This window comes from Nonomuraea sp. NPDC049695, from assembly GCF_040674955.1.
Taxonomy (GTDB): domain Bacteria; phylum Actinomycetota; class Actinomycetes; order Streptosporangiales; family Streptosporangiaceae; genus Nonomuraea; species Nonomuraea helvata.
On record NZ_JBFANV010000011.1, the window covers coordinates 157699 to 176685 of the forward strand.

22 protein-coding genes are annotated in these 18987 nt (G+C 67.7%); 13 read left to right on the forward strand and 9 right to left on the reverse strand.

Annotated elements, in window-relative coordinates:
- The first annotated feature begins 38 nt into the window (after positions 1-38).
- A complete protein-coding gene (locus AB0J64_RS13230) occupies positions 39-242 on the forward strand; it encodes a hypothetical protein (protein ID WP_364025235.1) in 204 nt (67 codons plus the stop codon).
- A gap of 110 nt (positions 243-352) precedes the next feature.
- On the forward strand, positions 353-1582 hold the full coding sequence (locus AB0J64_RS13235; protein ID WP_364025238.1) for a Glu/Leu/Phe/Val dehydrogenase: 1230 nt from the start codon (positions 353-355) through the stop codon (positions 1580-1582).
- On the opposite strand, the gene AB0J64_RS13240 is transcribed toward AB0J64_RS13235, so the two are convergent.
- Positions 1579-2574 carry an MBL fold metallo-hydrolase gene (locus AB0J64_RS13240; RefSeq protein WP_364025241.1) on the reverse strand — a complete coding sequence of 332 codons (996 nt, stop codon included), beginning with the start codon at positions 2572-2574 and terminating at the stop codon, positions 1579-1581. The genes AB0J64_RS13235 and AB0J64_RS13240 overlap by 4 nt on opposite strands.
- 79 nt (positions 2575-2653) lie before the next feature.
- Between AB0J64_RS13240 and AB0J64_RS13245 the strand changes: the two genes are divergently transcribed.
- Positions 2654-3280: a TetR/AcrR family transcriptional regulator gene (locus AB0J64_RS13245; protein WP_364025244.1), complete on the forward strand. Its 627-nt coding sequence runs from the start codon at positions 2654-2656 to the stop codon at positions 3278-3280.
- Between the two features lie 102 nt (positions 3281-3382).
- On the opposite strand, the gene AB0J64_RS13250 is transcribed toward AB0J64_RS13245, so the two are convergent.
- Positions 3383-3745, reverse strand: coding sequence for a hypothetical protein (locus AB0J64_RS13250; RefSeq protein ID WP_364025247.1), 363 nt, complete (start codon positions 3743-3745; stop codon positions 3383-3385).
- 231 nt (positions 3746-3976) lie between these two features.
- Here AB0J64_RS13250 and AB0J64_RS13255 point away from each other — a divergent pair, with 231 nt between their 5' ends.
- Positions 3977-4798: a trypsin-like serine protease gene (locus tag AB0J64_RS13255; protein WP_364025250.1), complete on the forward strand. Its 822-nt coding sequence runs from the start codon at positions 3977-3979 to the stop codon at positions 4796-4798.
- Here the strand turns inward: AB0J64_RS13255 and AB0J64_RS13260 are convergent.
- Genes AB0J64_RS13260 through AB0J64_RS13270 form a run of 3 tightly spaced genes read right to left on the reverse strand, consistent with a single transcriptional unit; the run spans position 4782 to position 6927 of the window.
- On the reverse strand, positions 4782-5669 hold the full coding sequence (locus AB0J64_RS13260) for a Gfo/Idh/MocA family oxidoreductase (protein ID WP_364025253.1): 888 nt from the start codon (positions 5667-5669) through the stop codon (positions 4782-4784). The two genes, AB0J64_RS13255 and AB0J64_RS13260, sit on opposite strands and share 17 nt — an antisense overlap.
- The gene (locus AB0J64_RS13265) at positions 5666-6577 is read right to left on the reverse strand and encodes an NAD-dependent epimerase/dehydratase family protein (protein ID WP_364025256.1); all 912 of its coding nucleotides are present in this window, start codon (positions 6575-6577) and stop codon (positions 5666-5668) included. The genes AB0J64_RS13260 and AB0J64_RS13265 overlap by 4 nt, the downstream gene beginning before the upstream one ends.
- A gap of 2 nt (positions 6578-6579) precedes the next feature.
- Positions 6580-6927 carry a YrdB family protein gene (locus AB0J64_RS13270; protein WP_364025258.1) on the reverse strand — a complete coding sequence of 116 codons (348 nt, stop codon included), beginning with the start codon at positions 6925-6927 and terminating at the stop codon, positions 6580-6582.
- Between the two features lie 114 nt (positions 6928-7041).
- Here AB0J64_RS13270 and AB0J64_RS13275 point away from each other — a divergent pair, with 114 nt between their 5' ends.
- The 4 genes from AB0J64_RS13275 (at position 7042) to AB0J64_RS13290 (ending at position 11130) form a co-directional block, all read left to right on the forward strand.
- On the forward strand, positions 7042-7734 hold the full coding sequence (locus AB0J64_RS13275) for a TetR/AcrR family transcriptional regulator (RefSeq protein ID WP_364025261.1): 693 nt from the start codon (positions 7042-7044) through the stop codon (positions 7732-7734).
- A gap of 24 nt (positions 7735-7758) precedes the next feature.
- Positions 7759-8088, forward strand: coding sequence for a helix-turn-helix transcriptional regulator (locus AB0J64_RS13280; RefSeq protein WP_364025264.1), 330 nt, complete (start codon positions 7759-7761; stop codon positions 8086-8088).
- Positions 8085-8966 carry a hypothetical protein gene (locus AB0J64_RS13285; protein WP_364025267.1) on the forward strand — a complete coding sequence of 294 codons (882 nt, stop codon included), beginning with the start codon at positions 8085-8087 and terminating at the stop codon, positions 8964-8966. Before AB0J64_RS13280 ends, AB0J64_RS13285 begins: the two co-directional genes overlap by 4 nt.
- 157 nt (positions 8967-9123) lie before the next feature.
- Positions 9124-11130: a hypothetical protein gene (locus AB0J64_RS13290; protein ID WP_364025270.1), complete on the forward strand. Its 2007-nt coding sequence runs from the start codon at positions 9124-9126 to the stop codon at positions 11128-11130.
- Positions 11131-11217: 87 nt separating this feature from the next.
- On the opposite strand, the gene AB0J64_RS13295 is transcribed toward AB0J64_RS13290, so the two are convergent.
- Positions 11218-11667, reverse strand: coding sequence for an ATP-binding protein (locus AB0J64_RS13295; RefSeq protein WP_364025273.1), 450 nt, complete (start codon positions 11665-11667; stop codon positions 11218-11220).
- A 149-nt stretch (positions 11668-11816) separates the two neighbouring features.
- On the opposite strand from AB0J64_RS13295, the gene AB0J64_RS13300 reads away from it, so the two are divergent.
- From AB0J64_RS13300 to AB0J64_RS13320, 5 genes are all read left to right on the forward strand, one after another.
- The gene (locus AB0J64_RS13300) at positions 11817-12644 is read left to right on the forward strand and encodes a helix-turn-helix transcriptional regulator (RefSeq protein ID WP_364025276.1); all 828 of its coding nucleotides are present in this window, start codon (positions 11817-11819) and stop codon (positions 12642-12644) included.
- The gene (locus AB0J64_RS13305; RefSeq protein ID WP_364025279.1) at positions 12632-12844 is read left to right on the forward strand and encodes a DUF397 domain-containing protein; all 213 of its coding nucleotides are present in this window, start codon (positions 12632-12634) and stop codon (positions 12842-12844) included. Before AB0J64_RS13300 ends, AB0J64_RS13305 begins: the two co-directional genes overlap by 13 nt.
- 669 nt (positions 12845-13513) lie before the next feature.
- Entirely contained in the window at positions 13514-13840 is a 327-nt protein-coding gene (locus AB0J64_RS13310) for a hypothetical protein (protein ID WP_364025281.1), read from the forward strand.
- Complete coding sequence (locus AB0J64_RS13315; protein ID WP_364025284.1) at positions 13837-16044, forward strand: hypothetical protein; 2208 nt, start codon at positions 13837-13839, stop codon at positions 16042-16044. Before AB0J64_RS13310 ends, AB0J64_RS13315 begins: the two co-directional genes overlap by 4 nt.
- A 101-nt stretch (positions 16045-16145) precedes the next feature.
- Positions 16146-16631, forward strand: a complete 486-nt coding sequence (locus AB0J64_RS13320) for a hypothetical protein (RefSeq protein ID WP_364025287.1) — start codon at positions 16146-16148, stop codon at positions 16629-16631.
- Positions 16632-16733: 102 nt separating this feature from the next.
- Here AB0J64_RS13320 and AB0J64_RS13325 read toward each other — a convergent pair whose 3' ends face one another.
- The 3 genes from AB0J64_RS13325 to AB0J64_RS13335 form a co-directional block, all read right to left on the reverse strand.
- Entirely contained in the window at positions 16734-16907 is a 174-nt protein-coding gene (locus tag AB0J64_RS13325) for a hypothetical protein (protein WP_364025290.1), read from the reverse strand.
- Positions 16908-17013: 106 nt separating this feature from the next.
- Positions 17014-17460, reverse strand: a complete 447-nt coding sequence (locus AB0J64_RS13330; protein ID WP_364025293.1) for a hypothetical protein — start codon at positions 17458-17460, stop codon at positions 17014-17016.
- A 467-nt stretch (positions 17461-17927) separates the two neighbouring features.
- Positions 17928-18987 (reverse strand): 2-isopropylmalate synthase (locus AB0J64_RS13335; protein WP_364025296.1); only part of this gene is annotated, 1060 nt, incomplete at its 5' end.

The following is an 18987-nucleotide window of genomic DNA, read 5'->3' on the forward strand; positions in this document are numbered from 1 at the left end:
TGAAGGTAGGCGACCGGTAAGACCTACCGTCCGCCTCGATGGTGACCGTGCAGGGATCGGCGGTCTCCACCCAGATCGAGGCGCTGACGGAGTCCACGTACCGCAGCATCGGCCCCATCACGAGTGCGGGCATCTCACCCCCCGAGATTTTGACGATTCGGCACGTTTACGGGACGCAAGCCTGCCAGAGTGGCACGGTCCACAGCACCTCGATCGGCAGCCGGGATTTCACCGACGACTAGGCAAGGTCAAACACCCCACCCTAGGATGATCTCGACAATAGCGCCCACAAAGGGAAGGCAATGGCGCTTTCCCTGCAAATAGGGCGCGCATCACAGGAGGACTCGCTTCCATGAGCATCATGGTGCCGTCAAAGACGCCGGCCCTGATCACCCCGGGCCGTCAGGCCCTCGACTCCGCTCTCCACCAGCTCGCCGGGGCCGTCGAGCACCTCGGGCTCGACGACGAGACCCACACGATGCTGGCCACGCCCCGCCGCTCCATGGCCGTCGCGGTCCCGGTGCGGCGCGAGGACGGCCGCGTGCAGGTGGTCCAGGGGTTCCGCGTCCAGCACAACGTCTCACGCGGCCCCGCCAAGGGCGGGCTCCGCTTTCATCCCGGCACCGATCTCCACGAGGTCACCGCGCTCGCGATGTGGATGACGTGGAAGTGCGCGCTGGCCGGCATCCCGTACGGCGGCGCCATGGGCGGCGTGGCCGTCGACCCGGCCGCGCTCACCGCCCGGGAGCTGGAGCGGCTCACCCGCCGCTACGCCGCCGAGATCCTGCCGCTGGCAGGCCCGGAGAAGGAGGTCCCCGTCCCGGACGCCGGGACCGACGAGCGGACCATGGCCTGGATCCGCGACACCTACCGGCTCGACTCCGGCTACTGGGCGCCGGGCGCGAGCATCATGACGCTCGATGACGCGACCGCGCGGGGCGCGCGGATCGCCGCGCTGTCCGCGCTGGGCGGCTCCCCCATGGGGCTGACCGTGGCCGTGCAGGGCTTCGGCAAGGTGGGCGCGCGTGTCGCCCACTACCTCGCCGAGGCGGGCGCCAAGGTGGTGGCCGTCTCCGACGCCTCCGGCGCCGTGTACGCGGGCGGCGGCCTCGACCTCGACGGCCTGCGCGCCTGGAGCGCCGAGTCCGGTGGCGTGTCCGGCTACCGCGACGCCGACGCGCTGCACCGCGACGACCTGCTGGAGCTGGACGTGGACGTCCTCGTCCTGGCGGCGCTGGAAGGCGCGGTCACCGAGGCCAACGCGCCCGGGGTCCGCGCCCGCCTGATCGTGGAGGCCGCCAACGGCCCCACGACCCCGGAGGCCGACGAGATCCTGGCCGCGAACGGCGCCACGGTCGTGCCCGACATCCTGGCGAGTGCGGGCGGGGTGATCGTGTCGCACCTGGAGTGGGTGCGGAACGCGCAGGCCGGCTCGTGGAGCAACGCCGAGTTCGACGCCCGGCTCCATGACCGCGTGCACGACGCGTTCATAGAGGTGAGGTCGCTCGCCACCGCGCGCGGCCTGACCCTCCGGGAGGCGGCGCACGCCGTCGCCGTGGGGCGCGTCGTCTCCGACCACTAACCCGCCTCGTAGAGGCGGTAGGTGGCCAGGACGTTGAGCCGGTGGAGGTCCCGGCACAGGGCGAGCATGCCCTGCCGGGCCTGCTCCTGGGGCACCGGGTAGCGGGCGAGGGCCGCCGCGAGGCGGGGGTCGAGGGCCTCGGCCCACGGGTCGGTGCAGGCCGCGTACGTCTCCTCGAGGCTGCGGCCCGCCTCCACACTGGCCAGCACCTCGTCGTGGAGGCGCTCCAGGTAGCCGATCAGGGCCTCCAGGGCCGCGTGCCCGTCGCCCATCGGGCCGTGGCCGGAGACGACGGTCTCCAGCTCCGGCAGGGCCTCGCGCATCCTGCGCAGCGAGGCCATGTACGGCTCCGGGCCGCCCTGGAGCAGCATGTGGGCCGTGCCCGCGTGGGCGAGGAAGTTGCCGGTCCAGGCGGTGCGGGTGTCGGGGACGTACACGACCGTATCCCCCGGGCCGTTGCCGGGGCCGAAGTGGTGCAGCTGGACCGTGCGGCCGCCGAGGTCGATCTCGGCGTACGAGTCGAACACGAGGTCGGGGCGGCGCCACGTGGTGACCGCGTCGAGCAGGGCGGCGTCGCCGTACATGTTGGCCGACCTGGTCTGCTTCTCGTACGCGAGGTCGGCCATGTTCTCCCTGTTCGCCCGGGACGAGACCACGACGACGTCGCCGGGGAAGGCGGCGTTGCCGAAGGTGTGGTCGCCGTGGTAGGTCGTGTTGACCAGGTAGCGGAGGGGCCGATCGGTGAGGGCGGCCGCTTGCGCCTGGATTTTTGCCGAAATTTCGGCCGTTATCCCGGCGTCGATCACCAGCGCCGCGTCTCTGCCGGCCACCACCCCGTTGTTGTCCTTCGGCGGGATGCTCGCCATCAGCGCGTACACGCCCTCGGCGAACGCGTGCGGCACCAGCTCCAGGCCCACCGGCGACAGGTTCGGGCCGCCGTAGCCCGCCGGCCGCTCGGCGATCTCCCGCTCCGGAATCCGTGACACGGACATCTTCCGCTCCTCTCGGTCCTGCCTCTCCCGGTAAACTAATCGATCGATCGATTATTTAGCAAGATGATTGGATGTCACCGTGAGCAGCATCACGAGCCGGCGCAGGCCGGGCCGCCCCTCCAAGGCCGAGGCGGGCGACACCAAGGCCGCGCTCCTGGACGCCGCGCTGCGCCTGTTCGCGCAGAACGGGTACGCGGGCACCTCGATCAGGGCGATCGCGAGGGAGGTCGGGCTGAGCGAGAGCGTCCTGTACGCCCACTTCGACAGCAAACAGGCGATCTACGACGCCGCCATGGCCCTGGCCGGCCCCCAGGCGGCCACCGTGGCACTCGACGACGCCCCGGAGGACCCGGCGGCCTTCGTCGAATCGTTCGCCGCCCGGGTGCTGTCCGCCTGGGACACCGCGCGGTCCAGGCAGGTCATGAGCCTGGTCTCACGTGACGGCCTGATCCACGACGACGCCCTGAACGAGGGCATCGAGGACGCGCTGGCCCGCCTGGCGGAGGTGTTCGCTGGGTGGCAGTCGGCGGGGCGGATCCGTACGGACCTGGGCAGTCCCGACGACCTCGCCTACGCCCTGCTGGCCCCGATCGCCCACGCCCGCATGCTGTGGCTGCACGGCACCGCGACAGAGGAGCAGCGCGAGCGCGCCCGCGCCCGCATCACCGCCCACGCCGCCCTGTTCGCGAAGGCCCTGAGGCCCTGAGCCCACGCACCTACTGGGTCCAGCCGGCGCGCGATGGGTGTTGAGATCCGCCCTCACGAGCCGATCGTCAACACCCTTCGCGCCCCTTAGAGCCTTGACCGTCTAGTCGGCGCAGATGGCGTAGACGCTGATGCCGACGTCGTTGTAACCGTCCTGGCGGCCGAGGCCGATCCAGCCGCGCCCGTCATCCGTAGGGAAGGATCCGACGAGGATCGCCTGGTTGCCGCGCGCCTCGGCGCCGCCGCCGAGGACGTGCTTGGAGCCGGGGCACATCACAACGCGGCGTTGAAAGTTCGGTACGTTGGCGTTCGGGAGAGCGACGATCTGGTACCCCGGCGGGAGCGCCTTCGCCCGGACGGACTGCGCGGTCTCTGTGTTGGCGGCGGCGACGGCCGTGCCCAGGCCGGCCGTGGCTGCCAGGACGGTGGCGGTGACGGCGAGGACGGTGAGCCTCTTCGACTGCATGCTTCTCCTTGTGACGGCCTCCTGGCGACCTCCCGCGCGAGCACGCGCGCGTGGCGCGATGCCGTAGCAGGACGGGCCCAGGAGAGCAAAGGACTGTCCTACAGAGAGCATTCAGCTCTTTACTCAGCGTGTCAATGCGAAGAGTAGTCTTTTGACTACTGTTCGTATCAACGAGGTAAAGCTTGATCTCGCAGGTCAGAGCACTGATCATCTTCGCTCTAAGGTGGAAGGGTGCTCAGGTTGGTGCTGTCTCTGGTCCTGCTCGACCCAACCGCCGTCGCCGAGGTGTCGCAGCGCAACGTCCCCGTTCCCCGGATACTGACCCCCGACGGCGACCGTCTGGGCTATGCGCCGGTCCCCCGCCCCTACGCCGGGGCGCGCCGGCTCACCGGGATGCTGCTCGGCCACGACCCGGTGACGCGGACGAACGTGCTGTGCGGGGGCGCGGTGATCAACTCGCGCAGCCGCAGCCTGGTGCTGACCGCGGCGCACTGCCTGTACCAGCACGGACGGGCGATCAAGCAGCTGGCCTTCCTGCCGGGCTACGACGAGCAGCCGCGCATGGGGATCTGGCCGGCCGTGCGCACGTGGGTGCCGGCCAAGTGGCGTAGCCAGCCCTACTCGCCGGACCTGCTCCCGTACGACATCGGCCTGGTCGGCGTGGTGCGCCGCAAGCGCCCGCTGGAGGACGTCACCGGGCGGGGGCTGCCGCGTCTGACCACCGGCAGGGGCACGGAGCTGCGCGGGCTGGAGCTGCTCGGCTACCCCGGGGGCAAGGGCTATCCGGGCACGCAGATGTACCGGTGCGTGGCCGACACGGTCGAGGCGCTGTCCGAGGAGCCCGGGCTGATGGTCACGCGCAACTGCCACGCCGCCGCCGGCGGCAGCGGCGGGCCCGCGCTGTACGGGGACGCGGTGGCCGGCGTCGTGTCGTCGTCCAGCCCATTGAAGGACCAGAAGGGGTACACCGTGCTCACCAGGCTGAGCGCGCCCGTCTTCGAGCGGATGTTCGCCAAGGCGGACAAGTCGATGCAGCTCATACCGTCCGGCTGACGATCTCCTCGCACAGCGCGTGCGTGGCCAGGGCGTCGTCGGCGGCGATCCGGCGGCCGTCGCGTACGGCGGCCAGGAACTCCAGGCAGACCTGCTCGATGCCGCGCTGCCTGGCCACCGGCGTCCAGTCGGGACGGCGGGCGAGCATCTCACCGCCCCGGTAGTCGATGATGTCGCCGAGGTTGACCACGCGGCGCTTGGCGCCGTCGCCCATGGCCTCGCAGGACTCCTCACTCGCCCCGCTGACCCGGTTCATGACGCCGATGGCGGTGAAGCCGGCTCCGGACAGCTCCAGGACGACGTGCTCGAGCAGGCCGTCCTGGACGCGGGTCCTGATCGTGGTGCCGGTGACAGGGCCTGGAGCGAGGAAGCGGAGGGTGTCCACCACGTGAATGAAGTCATCGAATATCGCCCGGCGGGGCACGTCCGGGTGATTGTCGCGGTTCTTCTCCATCAGGATGAGATGGCGGGGATGGGCGGCAAGTCCGACATATCCGGGCGCGTACCGCCGGTTGAAGCCGACCATCAGCGACCTCCCCTCGGCCTCGGCCAGCCGTACGAGCCGCTCCGACTCCTCGAGCGTGTAGGCGATCGGCTTGTCGACGTAGACGTGAACCCCGGCCCGGAGCAGCGGCTCGACGATCTGCGGATGCGCGTCGGTGGCCGCGTGCACGAACGCCGCCTCGACCCCCGACTTGATCACCTCGTCCACGCTCGTGGACCGCCGGGCGACGCGGTAGGTGTCGCCGAGGCGGTCGAGCCGAGCCTGGTTACGCGTGCAGAGGTGCAGGTCGAGGCCGGGCTGGGCGGCCAGTACGGGGAGGTACGCCTTCTCCGCGATGTCGCCCAGGCCGATCATGGCTGTCTTCACGCCTCGAGCGTAGCCTTGAGCGCCTCGTCGATCGGGGTAGGCGCGACGCCGAACGTGCCCTGGAACGCCGAGGAGTCGAGCACGTACGGCGCGGTGAACTGGTAGCGGACGTGCTTGAGCTCGCCCAGCATGGGCGAGAAGAGCCCGGCCACGCTGATCAGCGGCCACGGCAACTGCGCCACCTTGGGCGTGGGCAGGCCGAGCAGCCCGGCCATCCGCTCACCGAGCTGGCGGAAGCTCAGCGGGTCCTCGGTGGGCACGTGCCAGGGCCGGCCCCAGGCCCGCTCGTCGCGGCCGGCCACGATCAGCGCGTCGGCCACGTCGGGCAGGTACGTCCAGCTGTGCGGCATGTCGGGCGGATAGGGCACCTGGATGGTCTTGCCCGCCCTGAGCGGCACGAGGAACCGGTCGCCGAGGTAGGACTGGTCGCTGGTGCCCGGACCGAAGAAGTCGGCGCCGCGCACCTCGGTCGTCCTGATCCGGCCCGCCTCGTGCGCGGCCAGCGCGTCCTGCCACATCTTCGCGCGCACCTGCGCCTTGGGGTTGGTGGAGGCGAGCGGCAGGTCCTCGGTCATGGGGCCGGTGACGGGCCCGTACGGGTAGAGGTTGCCGAGCATCACGTACACGGCGCCGCTCGCCTCGGCGGCGGCCAGGAACGACTCGGCCATCGGCGGCCAGTCAATGAGCCAGCGGTGGTAGCGCGGGTTGACGCAGTTGTAGAGGACGTCGGCCCCCTTGGCGATCTCGATCAGCCTGGCCTTGTCGGCGACGTCGGCGGCCACCTTGACCGTCCCTTCGGGGCCGCTGCCCGAGCGGGTCACGACGGTGACATCCTGTCCCTGCTCGACGAGCTTGCTCGCCAGGTGTGTGCCGACCTGGCCCGAACCCACGACGACGTGCTTACCCATGATCAGACCTGCTTCCAGATGATGCGGAGAACCGCGTTGATGACGAAAATCGCGAAGAAAATGGCGGCCGGGGTGACCAGGCCGGAGGCGTAGAGCGCGGCGGCGCCGCCACCGAACCAGAGGATCTCCAGCGCGGCGCGGGCCAGGCCGGTGAGGGGGAACGTGGCGTTCGCGCCGCCCCCGGCGCCGAACAGCGCCCACACGACGATGAACAGCGCCGGCCCGCCCAGCCCGGCCAGCAGCTTGATCGCCCACATGCTGCTCACCGTGAAGCCCCAGTAACCCACTGAGGCCAGCACGCCCAGCTCCAGGAAGAACATCAGGACGGCGTTGGCGTTCTTGGCGAGCATCTTGATCCTCCGTAGTGTATCGCTCGGCTACGAGAGCAATGCTCTCTCAAGAGAGCGCCGTTCGTCAAGAGCGGTGCTCTCGTTTTTTGGCACCGCTCTGATAACCTGACGTCCATGACAGCCAGCCGAACTGCCAGAGAACGTGTCAGAGCCGAGCTCACCAGGGAAATCACCGACATCGCGCGCCGCCAACTGGCCACCGAGGGCGCGGGCGGCCTGTCGCTGCGGGCCGTCGCGCGCGAGATGGGCATGGTCTCCTCGGCCATCTACCGCTATTTCCCGAGCCGCGACGACCTGCTGACCGCGCTGATCATCGACGGCTACAACGCACTGGGCGAGGCCGTGGAGCGGGCCGACGCCGAGTGTCCGCAGGACGACTTCCCGCGCCGGTGGATGTCGATCTGCCACGCGGTACGCGACTGGGCGGTGGCGCACCCGCACGAATACGCGCTGCTCTACGGCTCTCCCGTGCCCGGCTATCAGGCGCCGCAGGACACGATCGCGGCCCGGGTGCGCGACGTCGCCGTGATGGGCCGGCTCGTCTCCGACGCCTGGCGGGCCGGCGCGATCCGGCCTCCGTCCGAGGAGCTGTCGCCGAAGTTGGAGTCGGAGGCGGCCGGGCTCCGGGACCTCATGCCGGGCGTGCCCGACGACGTGCTCTGGCGCGGCATCTCGGCGTGGACCGCGCTGTACGGGTGGGTCAACTTCGAGGTGTTCGGCCAGTTCAACAACACGATCGAGGACCGGCGGACGGTGTTCGAGCACTCGGTGCGGCTGGCGGCCGCGACGATCGGACTTGCTCAGTGAGACTTACTAAGTTTTACTGAATACATGGTACGGAGGAAACAGGAGCTCGGCCGCTTCACAGACGTGGCGCTGCTCGTGCTCATCAGCCTGGCCGAAGGGCAGAAGCACGGGTACCGGATGATCAATGACATCGAGGAGTTCTCGGGGACCGCGCTGGAGCCGGGCACCCTCTACGGGGCGTTGATGCGACTGGAGGAGCGCGGGTGGATCGAGGCGGTCGAGTCGGCCGAGCGGCGCAAGCCGTACCGGATCACTGAGAGCGGGCGCGACGCGCTGAGCGAGCAGCTCGCCACGTTGCGGCGCATCGAGCAGGCGGGCGCCAGGCGTACCGGAGCCGCTTGGGGGCTCGCATGATGCGGGCCGTGGCCGAGGCGATGCTCAGCCTCTATCCGAAGGTGTGGCGGGAGCGTTACGGCGAGGAGGTCGCCGATCTGATCAGGTCGCGGCCAGTACGCGTACGCACGGTGCTCGACCTGGTCAGGGGCGCGGCCGACGCCTGGGTCCACTACCGGCACGTCCCGGGCGCCGGGGGCCTGACGGTTCCTCTCGCGGCGGTCCTGATCGGTGCGGGGGCGGCCCTGTGGTTCCTGTGGAATCCGGGCGTGCGCGACATGGCCAGCCTGCACGGCGTGTGGGCCGAGGCCGCGAGCGCGGGGCGGATCGCCGAGAAGACGCGGAGCATGGCCCAGGTGTGGTTCGCCATGGCGGGCGTCATAGCCGTGCTCTCGGTGGCGCCGCTGCTCTCCACCTGCTTCACCGCCATGCGCCGTTCCGTGCACGGCCCGCTCACGCGTATGACCGCGCGACGGGTGATCATGACGGCCGCGCTGCTCGCTGTCCCCGTCGGGCTGGTCGGCCAGCTCTTCGTCAGCATGGCCTTCCAGAACGCCGGCGCTCCTGTCGGGCCGCTGGGTGAGGCGATGGTGGGCGGCTTCCACGTACCCATCATCATGGCGATTGTGCTGGCGCTGCCCATGACGGCGGCGGGCGCGCCATCACTGGGCTCCGACGTGCGCGGCACCGGCCAGATCCTCGCATCCGCGGCCATCTGCAACGCGCTCGCCTGGGGGCCTGTCGCGGTCCTGCTGGCGCTGGGCCTGGAGAAGGCGTCCTGGTCGTTCGTGGCGATGGTGGCGGCGAGTGCGCTGATGAGCATAGGGATGAGCGTGCTGGTCACGAGAAGCGCGATCAGGCGTGGCAGAACCGTGATGGGCCTGCTCACGCCCGCGTGAACAGCGACACCAGCGCCTCGTCCACGACGGCGTGGCTCCCCCTGCCCCCGCGTGATCATTCTTCGGACGCGCACAGCGGGTCGATGGTCCATCATGGAGAGTCATCGGCCCGTGCGGCTTCGAGCCTCCAGGGCATCCGGAACCACTGTGGGGACTCATGCGGACCTTTTTCGAGCCGGACCAGGAAGAGGAGTTCGAGGCGGCCAAGGACCTGCTGATCCGCCGCTGCACGGACTGGGCCGCCGACCGCGGACTGGCCGCCGACGACTTGGTGCTGACGGCGGCCTTGGACTCCCGCCATCGCAGCAGAGACGGACGGCTGGCCTTCTGGGACGCCGCGCAGGCGCGGCGGTTCCTGCTGGAGTGGCTCCCCCGATATGTCGCCGCACCCCCCGAGGACCTCGCCGCCGCCCCCGAAACCCTGATCACGCTGCTGCGCTACCTCGACGCGACCGGCATCCGGGACCCGCGCGGCGCCACGACGGCCGAGTTGGAGAAGGCCGTGGCCGAGGCCGTGAAGGAATATCCGGAGGCATTGGCGGACCCGTACCGCCAAGGGCTGGCGAAGTTCTGGACGCAGGTGGCCATCGACAACGGTGTCGACCCGAGCGACCACAAGGCCCTGACGAAGTTCCAGCGCGATGTCGACGCGGGGCGGGTGGTGTACGACGCGGACGTGCTCGACAAGGTGATGGAGGCACGTTTCCTCGGATTCGGGCCCGACGAGGAACGAGCGTTCCCCCAGCCGCCCATCGTCCTGCCCCCCGCGCCGCAGATCGCCGCCGCCGCGGCGCGAAGCGAGACCGTACGGAGGCTCGCGGCGCTGGCCACCTGGGCCGGAGCGGAGGGCCGGCCGCTGACCAGCGCCGGGAACCTCCGCATGGCCGACGCCCGCGAACTGGCCGAGCTCCTCGGCACCGGCGAGCAGGACCTCAAGGTTCGCAGCGCCACGCACATGCCCAAGCTGCACCTCCTCGTCGAATGGGCGAAGGCCGCCCGCCTGGTTCGCGTGAACAAAGGCCGCCTCCTACGGGTGGCCAAGGCCGCGCCCCTGCTGCGCGACCCGGAACGGCTGTGGTCCCGGGCCTTCGAGGCCTTCTTCGACCTCGGCCCGGCGATCGGCGGCTCCACCTCGGGGTGGGACGTCCAGTCGCTGCTGGTGGAGGTCTTCGGCGAGGTGATGGCGGACGTCCTGAACAGCGTGTACGGCCTCTCAGACCGGGTCCCGGTGGCCCGCCTCCAGGAGACGGTCTGGCTGGCCTGCCGCGAATACCTGATGCTGGACGAGCGGGCGCACGACCTGTGGCGGCGGAAGGTCGACGACGACCTCGTCGCGGCGCTGGAGGCCCTGGCCGAGCTCGGCGCCGTGGTGCTGAGCCACGGCGTCGCCGATCCCCTCTACCTCAGCGACCTGGGCGATGACGACGAAGAACAACCCTTGCCCGCCGAAGCGCGAACCCGCCTACGTGCCATCCTCACCGAGCCGGGCATGCTCGTCAGCCTGACACCGCTCGGCATGCGGGGCGTGCGCGAGCGGATGCTCGCCGAGGGCCGGGACGCACCGCTGGTGGGAGAGCTGGCGGAGGCCGCGCCGGGCGAGCTGCTCGGCGTGCTCGCGGAGCACTACCCGCCGGCGGAGGCCACGACGGAGCTGGAGAGCTGGCTCGCGGCACACGGCGGGGACGTCGAGCCGTTGCTGGACGCCATTCGGGCCTGCCCGTTCCGCACCCGCGCGTCCGCCATGCTCACCACCCTGGTGAAGACCCATCCCGACGGCCGGTCGCTCCTCGCACGCCTGCGCGGGGATCGCGTGCTCGGCCCCATCGCCCTCACCCTGCTGCACGACGCCGGAGCCGTGGGACCCGACGATCTGTCCTCTTCCGAGCAACTCCTGCTCATGACCGAAGGCCTGCTCAACCTGCTGGAGGTGGCCGGTCCGGAGGAGGTCGTGACGCAGCTCGGCCAGATGGCGGGCAGGGACGCGCCACAGATCATCGAGGCCGCGACGCAATCCGGCCATCCGGCCACGGTCGGCATGGACGAGCTACGCAGGCTCGTGGCCGAGCCACTGCGTACCCGCTCTCACACGCTCCGCTTCGTGGAGGGACCTCGGCCGGGGGCGCGCGGCCGCCATTCCGGTCACGGCAAGAAACGCAGGCGGTGAGTGCCAGGCTGAGTTACGGGGAAAACGGGTCCGCACGCGCGGCGGCGGCTTCCTGCGACCGCCTATCCGGCCGAGCCATGTGCGCGTTCAGCCCGGACTGCGCCCGCTTGCCGATCCGAGACCGGGCGGGACGGTCCGGATGGCACACCAGACGGTACGGCCAAGCCCGCGGCCATGCTCTCGGACTCCCCAGCTCTGAGAGATCTCACTGATGATCAGCAATCCCCGGCCGCCCTCCGCCTCTGGCTCCTGCCGGATATAGGGAGCGGAGAACGTCGAACCAGGGTCGCATACCTCCACGTGGACCACGTCCCCAGTCACGGTGACGCTGAGGCCGATGAGGTCGTACGGCCCGACGTCGGAGTGCCGGAGCGCGTTCGTCAGGAGCTCGGACGCGGCCAGCACGACATCGTCGATGGAGGGGTGGTCGTCTCCCAGCCATCTGCGCACCTCGGAGCGTGCGTGCGAGACGGACTCGCGAACGGCCTTCAGCTGGATCGAACCGATGACCCTCGGCTCCACACTCACTGGTTTCATGGCTTCACCCACCGGAAGAAGTCGGCCCCCATCTGCCTTTCCACCATCCCAAGCTTTGGCTACAGTTAGTAGTCGGTTGACTTCGATTCGACATCAACCGTTTCGGTGAAAGCTTCGGTGAAACGGTGTCGATCCCCCCGGGAGGTCAGGTGCCGAAGGAAAGCGAGCTATGCCCCGCCGAGTCGCCGACCGCACTCTTCGGCTTCGAACTGCGGCGACACCGCAAAGCCCGAGGCTGGTCCCAGCTCCGCCTGTCGAAGGAGGTGTCCTACTCCGTCGGCACAATCAGCATGATCGAGACGGCCAGACGGTCACCGACGGAGGAGTTCGCCCGTCACTGCGACGAGGCGCTGGAGGCAGAGGGCGCGCTGATGCGGCTCTGGCCAATGGTCAGCCACGCATCGGCCCCACCATGGTTCCGCCCCTGGCTGGACGTCGAGGCCACAGCGGAGGCGATCCGAACCTGGGAACCTCTGGTCGTGCCCGGCCTGCTCCAGACCGAGGACTACGCCAGAGCCGTACTGAGCGGCGATGTCGGCGCGGCTCCTGAGCAGGTCGAGGAGCATGTGGCCGCCCGTATGGAACGTCAGAGCATCCTCAGGCGTCCCAAACCACCATTGCTGTGGGCGGTGATCGACGAGGCTGTCCTGCATCGCCCGATCGGCAGCCCTACTGTGATGTCGGCGCAGCTCACCCGCCTTCTCGAGGCGGGCCAAACTCCCCGGATCACCATCCAGGTTCTTCCCCTCAATGCCTACTGCACGATCGGTCTTGCCGGCGGATTCGCCATCGCGCAAGCTCATGGAGTCTTCGACACGGCATATGTCGAATCCGCTGGGGTCATGAGTCGAGTAACAGAGCGACCAGAGGACGTACGGCTCCTAACATACAGATATGAGGCGATTCGCTCCGACGCACTACCCCAACGCGAATCCCTAATACTGATCAAGGAGACGCTGCAGCGATGGACGAGCTGACCCGAGAACTCGACACAGCCACGTGGCGCAAATCCACCCGATCGGGACCCGACGGCGGCAACTGCGTTGAGGTCGCCGAACTCTCCCTCGGACGCCGAGGCGTCCGCGACAGCAAGAACCCAGCAGGCCCCGTGCTGATCTTCACTCTTAGCGAATGGAACGCCTTCATCGGCGGCGTGAAGGATGGCCAGTTCGACTAGCTCTCCCGGGCTACCCTCACGGGGGCTCTCCGCCTTCCCCGCAAACTCCCGTTGTGGTTTCCCGCAACGGCTTAACGTGTAACTACAGCACAGCTGTAGTTACAGCGCTGACTCTTGGATGGCCTCGACCGCCTTGTCCGGAGACGGGTAGGCGTCGATCTTCTTGATCTTGAGCCTGTTCGTCCGCGCAGGCAAAGGGCACGTACACCTTCGCGGCGTATCGCTTGGTCCGCTCGATGCCGTCGTCGGCGCTCATCAGCGTCCGCTCGACCCCCGCCACCGCAATGGGCAGGCCCGGGCGATATCCGAGTAGTCCGCGCGCAGCTGCGGCCCCCACTTCGGCCTGCCTCCGGCGGCCGACCTTCCCGTCCGTGACGGTGTTCTCGTCGGCCATCTGACCCCGGTCCCACCCAGACCGTTTCAGTTGAGGTTCAACGAACGCCAGCCGGGTTTCATTCTCCTTGAGGAAAGAGATCCCAGGTCGCGGTCGGTTCTTATCGGACAAGATCGGTCGAATATCGCATTTCCAGCAGGCCGCAACCTTAACTCCGCACGGCATCTTCTTCTCTGAAGAACCCGGAGTTGCACTCCAGTCCGACAAACGCCCCATTCTCGAACAAAAGTCGAACGCACTATACCTTTCAGCGAGTTTCAGCTTGTTCTGTTGACGTGATGTTGATTACCGTGTGGAAGGCGCGGAGGACGCCGCCTCCTGATCTGTTCTGGTGCAGCGAGCCGTACAAGGGGATCATCGTGGCCAACCTCGATCGCCAGGCGATGCGGGCCGTGGCAGAGCGGATCCAGCGGCTGTCCGACGAGCACTGGTGGGCGCTCGATCCGTCCTGCCGCCTGATGGAGAACGACGCGTGGGTGGGGCCGACGGGCGCCCGGTTCGACGCCCAGGTCCACGCCGACCAGCGAGAGCTGCGTGACATGCTCGCCCAGGCCGTCCACAACGCGAACCAGAAGCTGGCCTCGCTTCAGGACACGCCATGACGGAGTTCACGGGGGTCAAGCAGCCCGAGTTCGACACGATGACGAGCAAGCACACCGAGGCGGGCCGGCGGCTGGAGGAGCTGGCGCAGGCCCTGCACAGCGAACTGCAGAGCGCCGGGCTGGACCCTTCTCCGGCGGCGCGGCTGCGGCAGCTGGCCGGACGGGTCACCATGCAGGCCGAGGACCTGCGGCGGCGGCAGAAACTGGTCCACGAGTTGCAGAGGCAGAAGGTCACTTTCGGCAGGAGCACGCCCGCCGGGAGCTTCCTCGACATGCCTGACAGCCTGGAGGCCGCCAAGGGGCTGCTCGACGGGACACTGGCGGGTCGCGCCGCGCTGAACGCCGCAGACGGAGACGCCAAAGCACTGGCCGAACTGGAGAAGTACGCGTCGCGGACCGGGGACGCGGAGTTTGTCAAGGCGTTCCTCGCTGCGCTGGGCGCCCGGGGCGTGACACAGTTGCCCGGCTCGCTCGCCGCGCAACTGCGCGACGCCAAGATCCACGGGAACTCCGATCGCATGACCCAGCTCTCCGGCCAAGGCCAAAAAGCCCTGCGCATGCTGAGCACGGCCCTGGCCAAGGGGACCGATCCGAAGAACCCCGCGTATGTGGGCGCCGACTTCCTCAAGGACCTGGTGAAGGAGGGCCGAGCCGAGCACAAGGCCGGCGACGCGAAGTACTCGGGTTACCAGGCTCAGGCGCTCATCTGGCGCATCCACGACGGGAAGCCGCCGTTCTCGAAGGAGTTCATGGAGGTCGTCGGGCGCGACGTGATCGTCTACGAGTACGAGCAGCGCAAGGACGAATGGGCGGCCAGGAAGGACCCGTTGGGACGCATCTTCGCGGGTGCCCAGGTCCCCATAGTTGACGTAGCTGGCGCGCTCGGCCTCGGCACCCTGCTGAGACCGGGAACGTACGCGGGCACTCCGGGCGCGAAAGGCACGTCGTCGGTGGTGGACGACCTTTTCCACGCGGCGAAGTCCAGCCGCGAGGCGTCCCACGCCCTGCTGGACCACACTCCGGCCGGGTGGAAGGAGTCCGTACTGGACTATCTGCTGACGACCCGGTGGGACGCATCCCGCTATCTGGGCGACTACGCGCCGTTCAATGACCTGCTGGTAACCGCGACGACCGGCCAAGACGCGACCTCTCAGAGGCTGGCGGCGGAGATGACCAAAATCGTCTCTGACGAGGTACGCGGTGCCTTCGGCAAGGCCGACAGCGGCAACCTGGAGATCAGGGACCGAGACGTGTTCGATCGATACACGCCTCTGAGCTACCCGCTTGCCCGCGCAATCGCGGCCAACATCGACCAACTCTCCCGGCTCTTGCTGGACCATTCGACCTTCGGCGAGGTCTCGGCCGAGGACATGTCCTACGCTCTGGCGCTGGCCAGCTCCAACGACATCGGCTTCGAGGCACTGGTGGCAGCGCAGACCGAACACATGCGAGCGGCGCTCGACACCGTCCCTCCAGTCGGTCTCGACGTCTCCAACGCCGAGCGGCTCGGGTTCACGAAAGCCGACGTCAAGGAATTCGACTTTGATGGGGATGGACGCGTCGACAAGGCCGACATCAAGCAGTTCCTCACGGACCGCACCGTGGCGGAGGCACATCCTTTCAGCCACATCGTGGAGACCCGCCGCCAGGTGCTGATCGCCCAGGGGCTGGACGATAAGAAGGCGGACGAGGCGCTAAAAACTATGGTGGGCGACGCGATCGGGCTGCTCCCGGTGCCAGGAGCCAAGCAGGTGGGTCAGATCGCCAAGGGAGTATTCGGCGAGCTGGCCGGCGAGGGGTACGACAAGCTCGCTGGGGCAGCGTATGACGAGATCGCCAACCAGGTCGCCCAGCGGATGTCCGAACACAGGCGGAATTTGGACGAGACGCACCGGACTCTGACGGACAATCGGCTGGCGGTGGAGAGGCTGGCGGAGCAGATGCTCGCCACAACCATGCTGAATAAGGGCTTGTTTGACGGGCATGATATGGAAAATCGGACGTTCGCGGCCGGAACTCCGCCGACGCTCAAGCCCTTTGCCGAGATGAGCCCCCAGGAGTACAGCGACTTCCTCAACTGGGCTCGGAGCAAGGGAGGAAGCAGCGACCAAATTGACCGCTTCAAGCTGACCTTTCACGATACTAAAGACGTGGACAGCTATCTCGGCCTCCAGATACCTTCCGCTCCGGGGGGTGGAAGGTGAAGATCCGGGGTCCGCTGGCTCTGCTCACCGCCGTCATGCTTTCCGCTACAGCATGTAGCCAGGAACATGCCTCCAAAACGCCTACCCCGAGCAGGACAGACATGATTACGAACTCCGCGCCCTATTTGTGCACGTTCGTTCCTGAGCGCGCACTCCGGCTCGTCAGCGGAGTGACCGGGACTCTCACGGAACGGGCGGGCGGTACGAAGGCAGACGGTGAATGCCGAACACCTGACGCCGACCCTAACCCGCTGGGGGTTGCCTGGTCTCAGGAACACGGGAAGCGGACGGAGGAAGATCTCGACTACGTCCTTGACGACAAGCAGAAGGTCTTCCGCCGACATGGAGGGACAACGCTCCCTACCGACCTCGGCGAGGGGATGGCGGTTCAGTTGCCGTACGGGCTGTTCACCGGCCAGCCGTACGAGGTGGTTGCCAAGTTCAGTTGCGGCGCCAAGAAGCGCATGCTATCGCTCTCTTTCGCACAGTTTGTCAAGGAAAGGGACGCGATCACGGACATGATCGAGCTCATGCGCATCGCCCAGAAACGCTACGGTGAGCTCTACAACTGTACTCCCGGCAAATAAAGTCGCACCCCAACGACCCGTCCGCGCCCCCACTGATCGAGAGAGCGGTTTAGCGCCGAGATGATGGCCTTGGGAAGGCCGTCGTGGTGTTGGCGTCGATACCTAGCCCGACAGCACCTGGCCATTGACCTCACGCTCCAGGTACGAGGCGGCCTTGGCGTCAGTGCCCGCGCTCATCGCGTGCTCCACGTAGTCGAAGACGCGCGCCCGGATCCCGACCCTGCGATCAGTCGATGGGGGGCGAGATCGGCCCGTTGCCTGTGCTCTCGATCTCACGAATCCGCCATCAAGCCGCACGTCGGCGCTGATGCGGTCCTCATCGTCCACCGTGGACTCGTGGCGGTGGACGATGAGGTTGAACGGGAAGTCCGCCTACCTTTGCCTACAGCGGCGCGAGCCAAAACTGTATCTTCAGCAGAGTGAAACTGACGAGGTCCGGCGTGAACTCTTCGTAGCCCAGGCGCTTGCGATGGATTCTGACCTGCCAGACGCTGTCCCGCCTTCCAAGATCGAATTCGGCGCCATGAAATATGTCGCCGGAATAGCCACTTATGGCGAATACCACTCCAGAGGGCAGGAGTACGTTTCCGGACCAGGTCCCGTCCCACGAGTCGCAGGGTGGCGGCGGCCCATCCCAGAGCTCGTATTTGATCAGGCATCTTTTGCTTTGAGCCTCGTCGATTGCGATTCCATTGTCGATGGCAGCGATCCATTCGCTCGCATCGGTGCGAAGTTTGTAGAGACCCCACTCGCCCTCGACGTCGGCAATGCCGAGCAAATATTTCGAGATCTCGCTCCTATCAAGGAGCTCGGCGATAATGCTTGCCACTGTTTCCCGACTTTCCTATGTCGTCAATGCAAGGAATGAGATCTGTTCGGGATTCGGTTGTTCTGGCACCACGCGTTCAGCGCGTGAACGCGCCGCCGATACTGGTTGCCTTCAGTCCACAAAACCGGAGACTGACACGAACGGGCCTCCTCGCAGTCAGTGCCGGTCTGCGGCTTGGGCCAATTCTTGCATACGCCGCCCGCAGTCGCGCGGTTTCCCTCATTGATCAGCTCGAACTTTGGCGCTCCAGCGAGCTTCGCAAAGTGCCACCTGGGGGTCTTCTTAGGCCGCTCAAGGACCAGATAGGTCTTAAGCGATATGTCCTTCCCTTGAAGTGCGGCTACATGAGAGTCTCAAAGGTGTCACATCTGGCGCAGAATTGCGAAATGCCCCAGAACCCCTGACATGAATAACTCGACCGCGCCTCCTCCTGATCGTGAGACGCGGTCGAGTTACCGATCCATGGACTACGGGCGGGAAGCGCGGTTGACCGCCGAGATAATGGCCTTGAGCGAGGCCGTCGTGGTGTTGGCGTCGACGCCAACACCCCACAGCACCTGTCCGTCAACCTCACACTCCAAATACGAGGCCGCTTTGGCGTCGCTGCCCGCGCTCATCGCATGCTCCACATAATCCAGAACGCGCACCCGAAGGCCGGCCCCCGAAATGGCGTCGATGAAAGCCGAGATCGGGCCATTACCCGTGCCTTCGATTTCGCGGATTTCCCCGTCGAGCCGTATGTCGGCGCTGATGCGGTCCTTGTCGTCCACCGTGGATTCGTGGCGGTGGGCCATGAGGCTGAGGCGGCCCCAGCGGTTGGCCGGGTTGGGGAGGTATTCGTCGCGGAAAATCTCGTACATCGCGGCGGGGCTGATCTCGCCGCCCTCGCTGTCGGTGCGGGCCTGCACGACCTTGGAGAACTCGATCTGCAGTCGCCGCGGAAGGTCGAGCTGATGGTCGGCCTTCATGATGTACGCGACGCCGCCCTTGCCGGACTGGCTGTTGACGCGGATGACGGCCTCGTACGTGCGGCCGATGTCCTTGGGGTCGATCGGCAGGTACGGCACCGCCCAGGTGAAGTCGTCCACCGGGACGCCGGCCGCGGCCGCGTCGCGCTCGAGGTGTTCGAAACCCTTCTTGATGGCGTCCTGGTGGGAGCCGGAGAAGGCGGTGTAGACCAGCTCGCCGCCCCACGGGTGGCGCGGGTGCACGGGCAGCTGGTTGCAGTATTCGGTGATGCGACGGATCTCGTCGATGTCACTGAAGTCGATCTCGGGGTCGATGCCCTGGGAGAACAGGTTCATGCCCAGGGTGACCAGGCAGACGTTGCCGGTGCGCTCGCCGTTGCCGAACAGGCAGCCCTCGATGCGGTCGGCGCCCGCCATGTAGCCCAGCTCGGCGGCGGCCACGGCGCTGCCGCGGTCGTTGTGCGGGTGGAGGGACAGGACGATCGAGTCGCGGTGCTTGAGGTGGCGGTGCATCCACTCGATCTGGTCGGCGTAGACGTTGGGGGTGGCGGAGATCCGC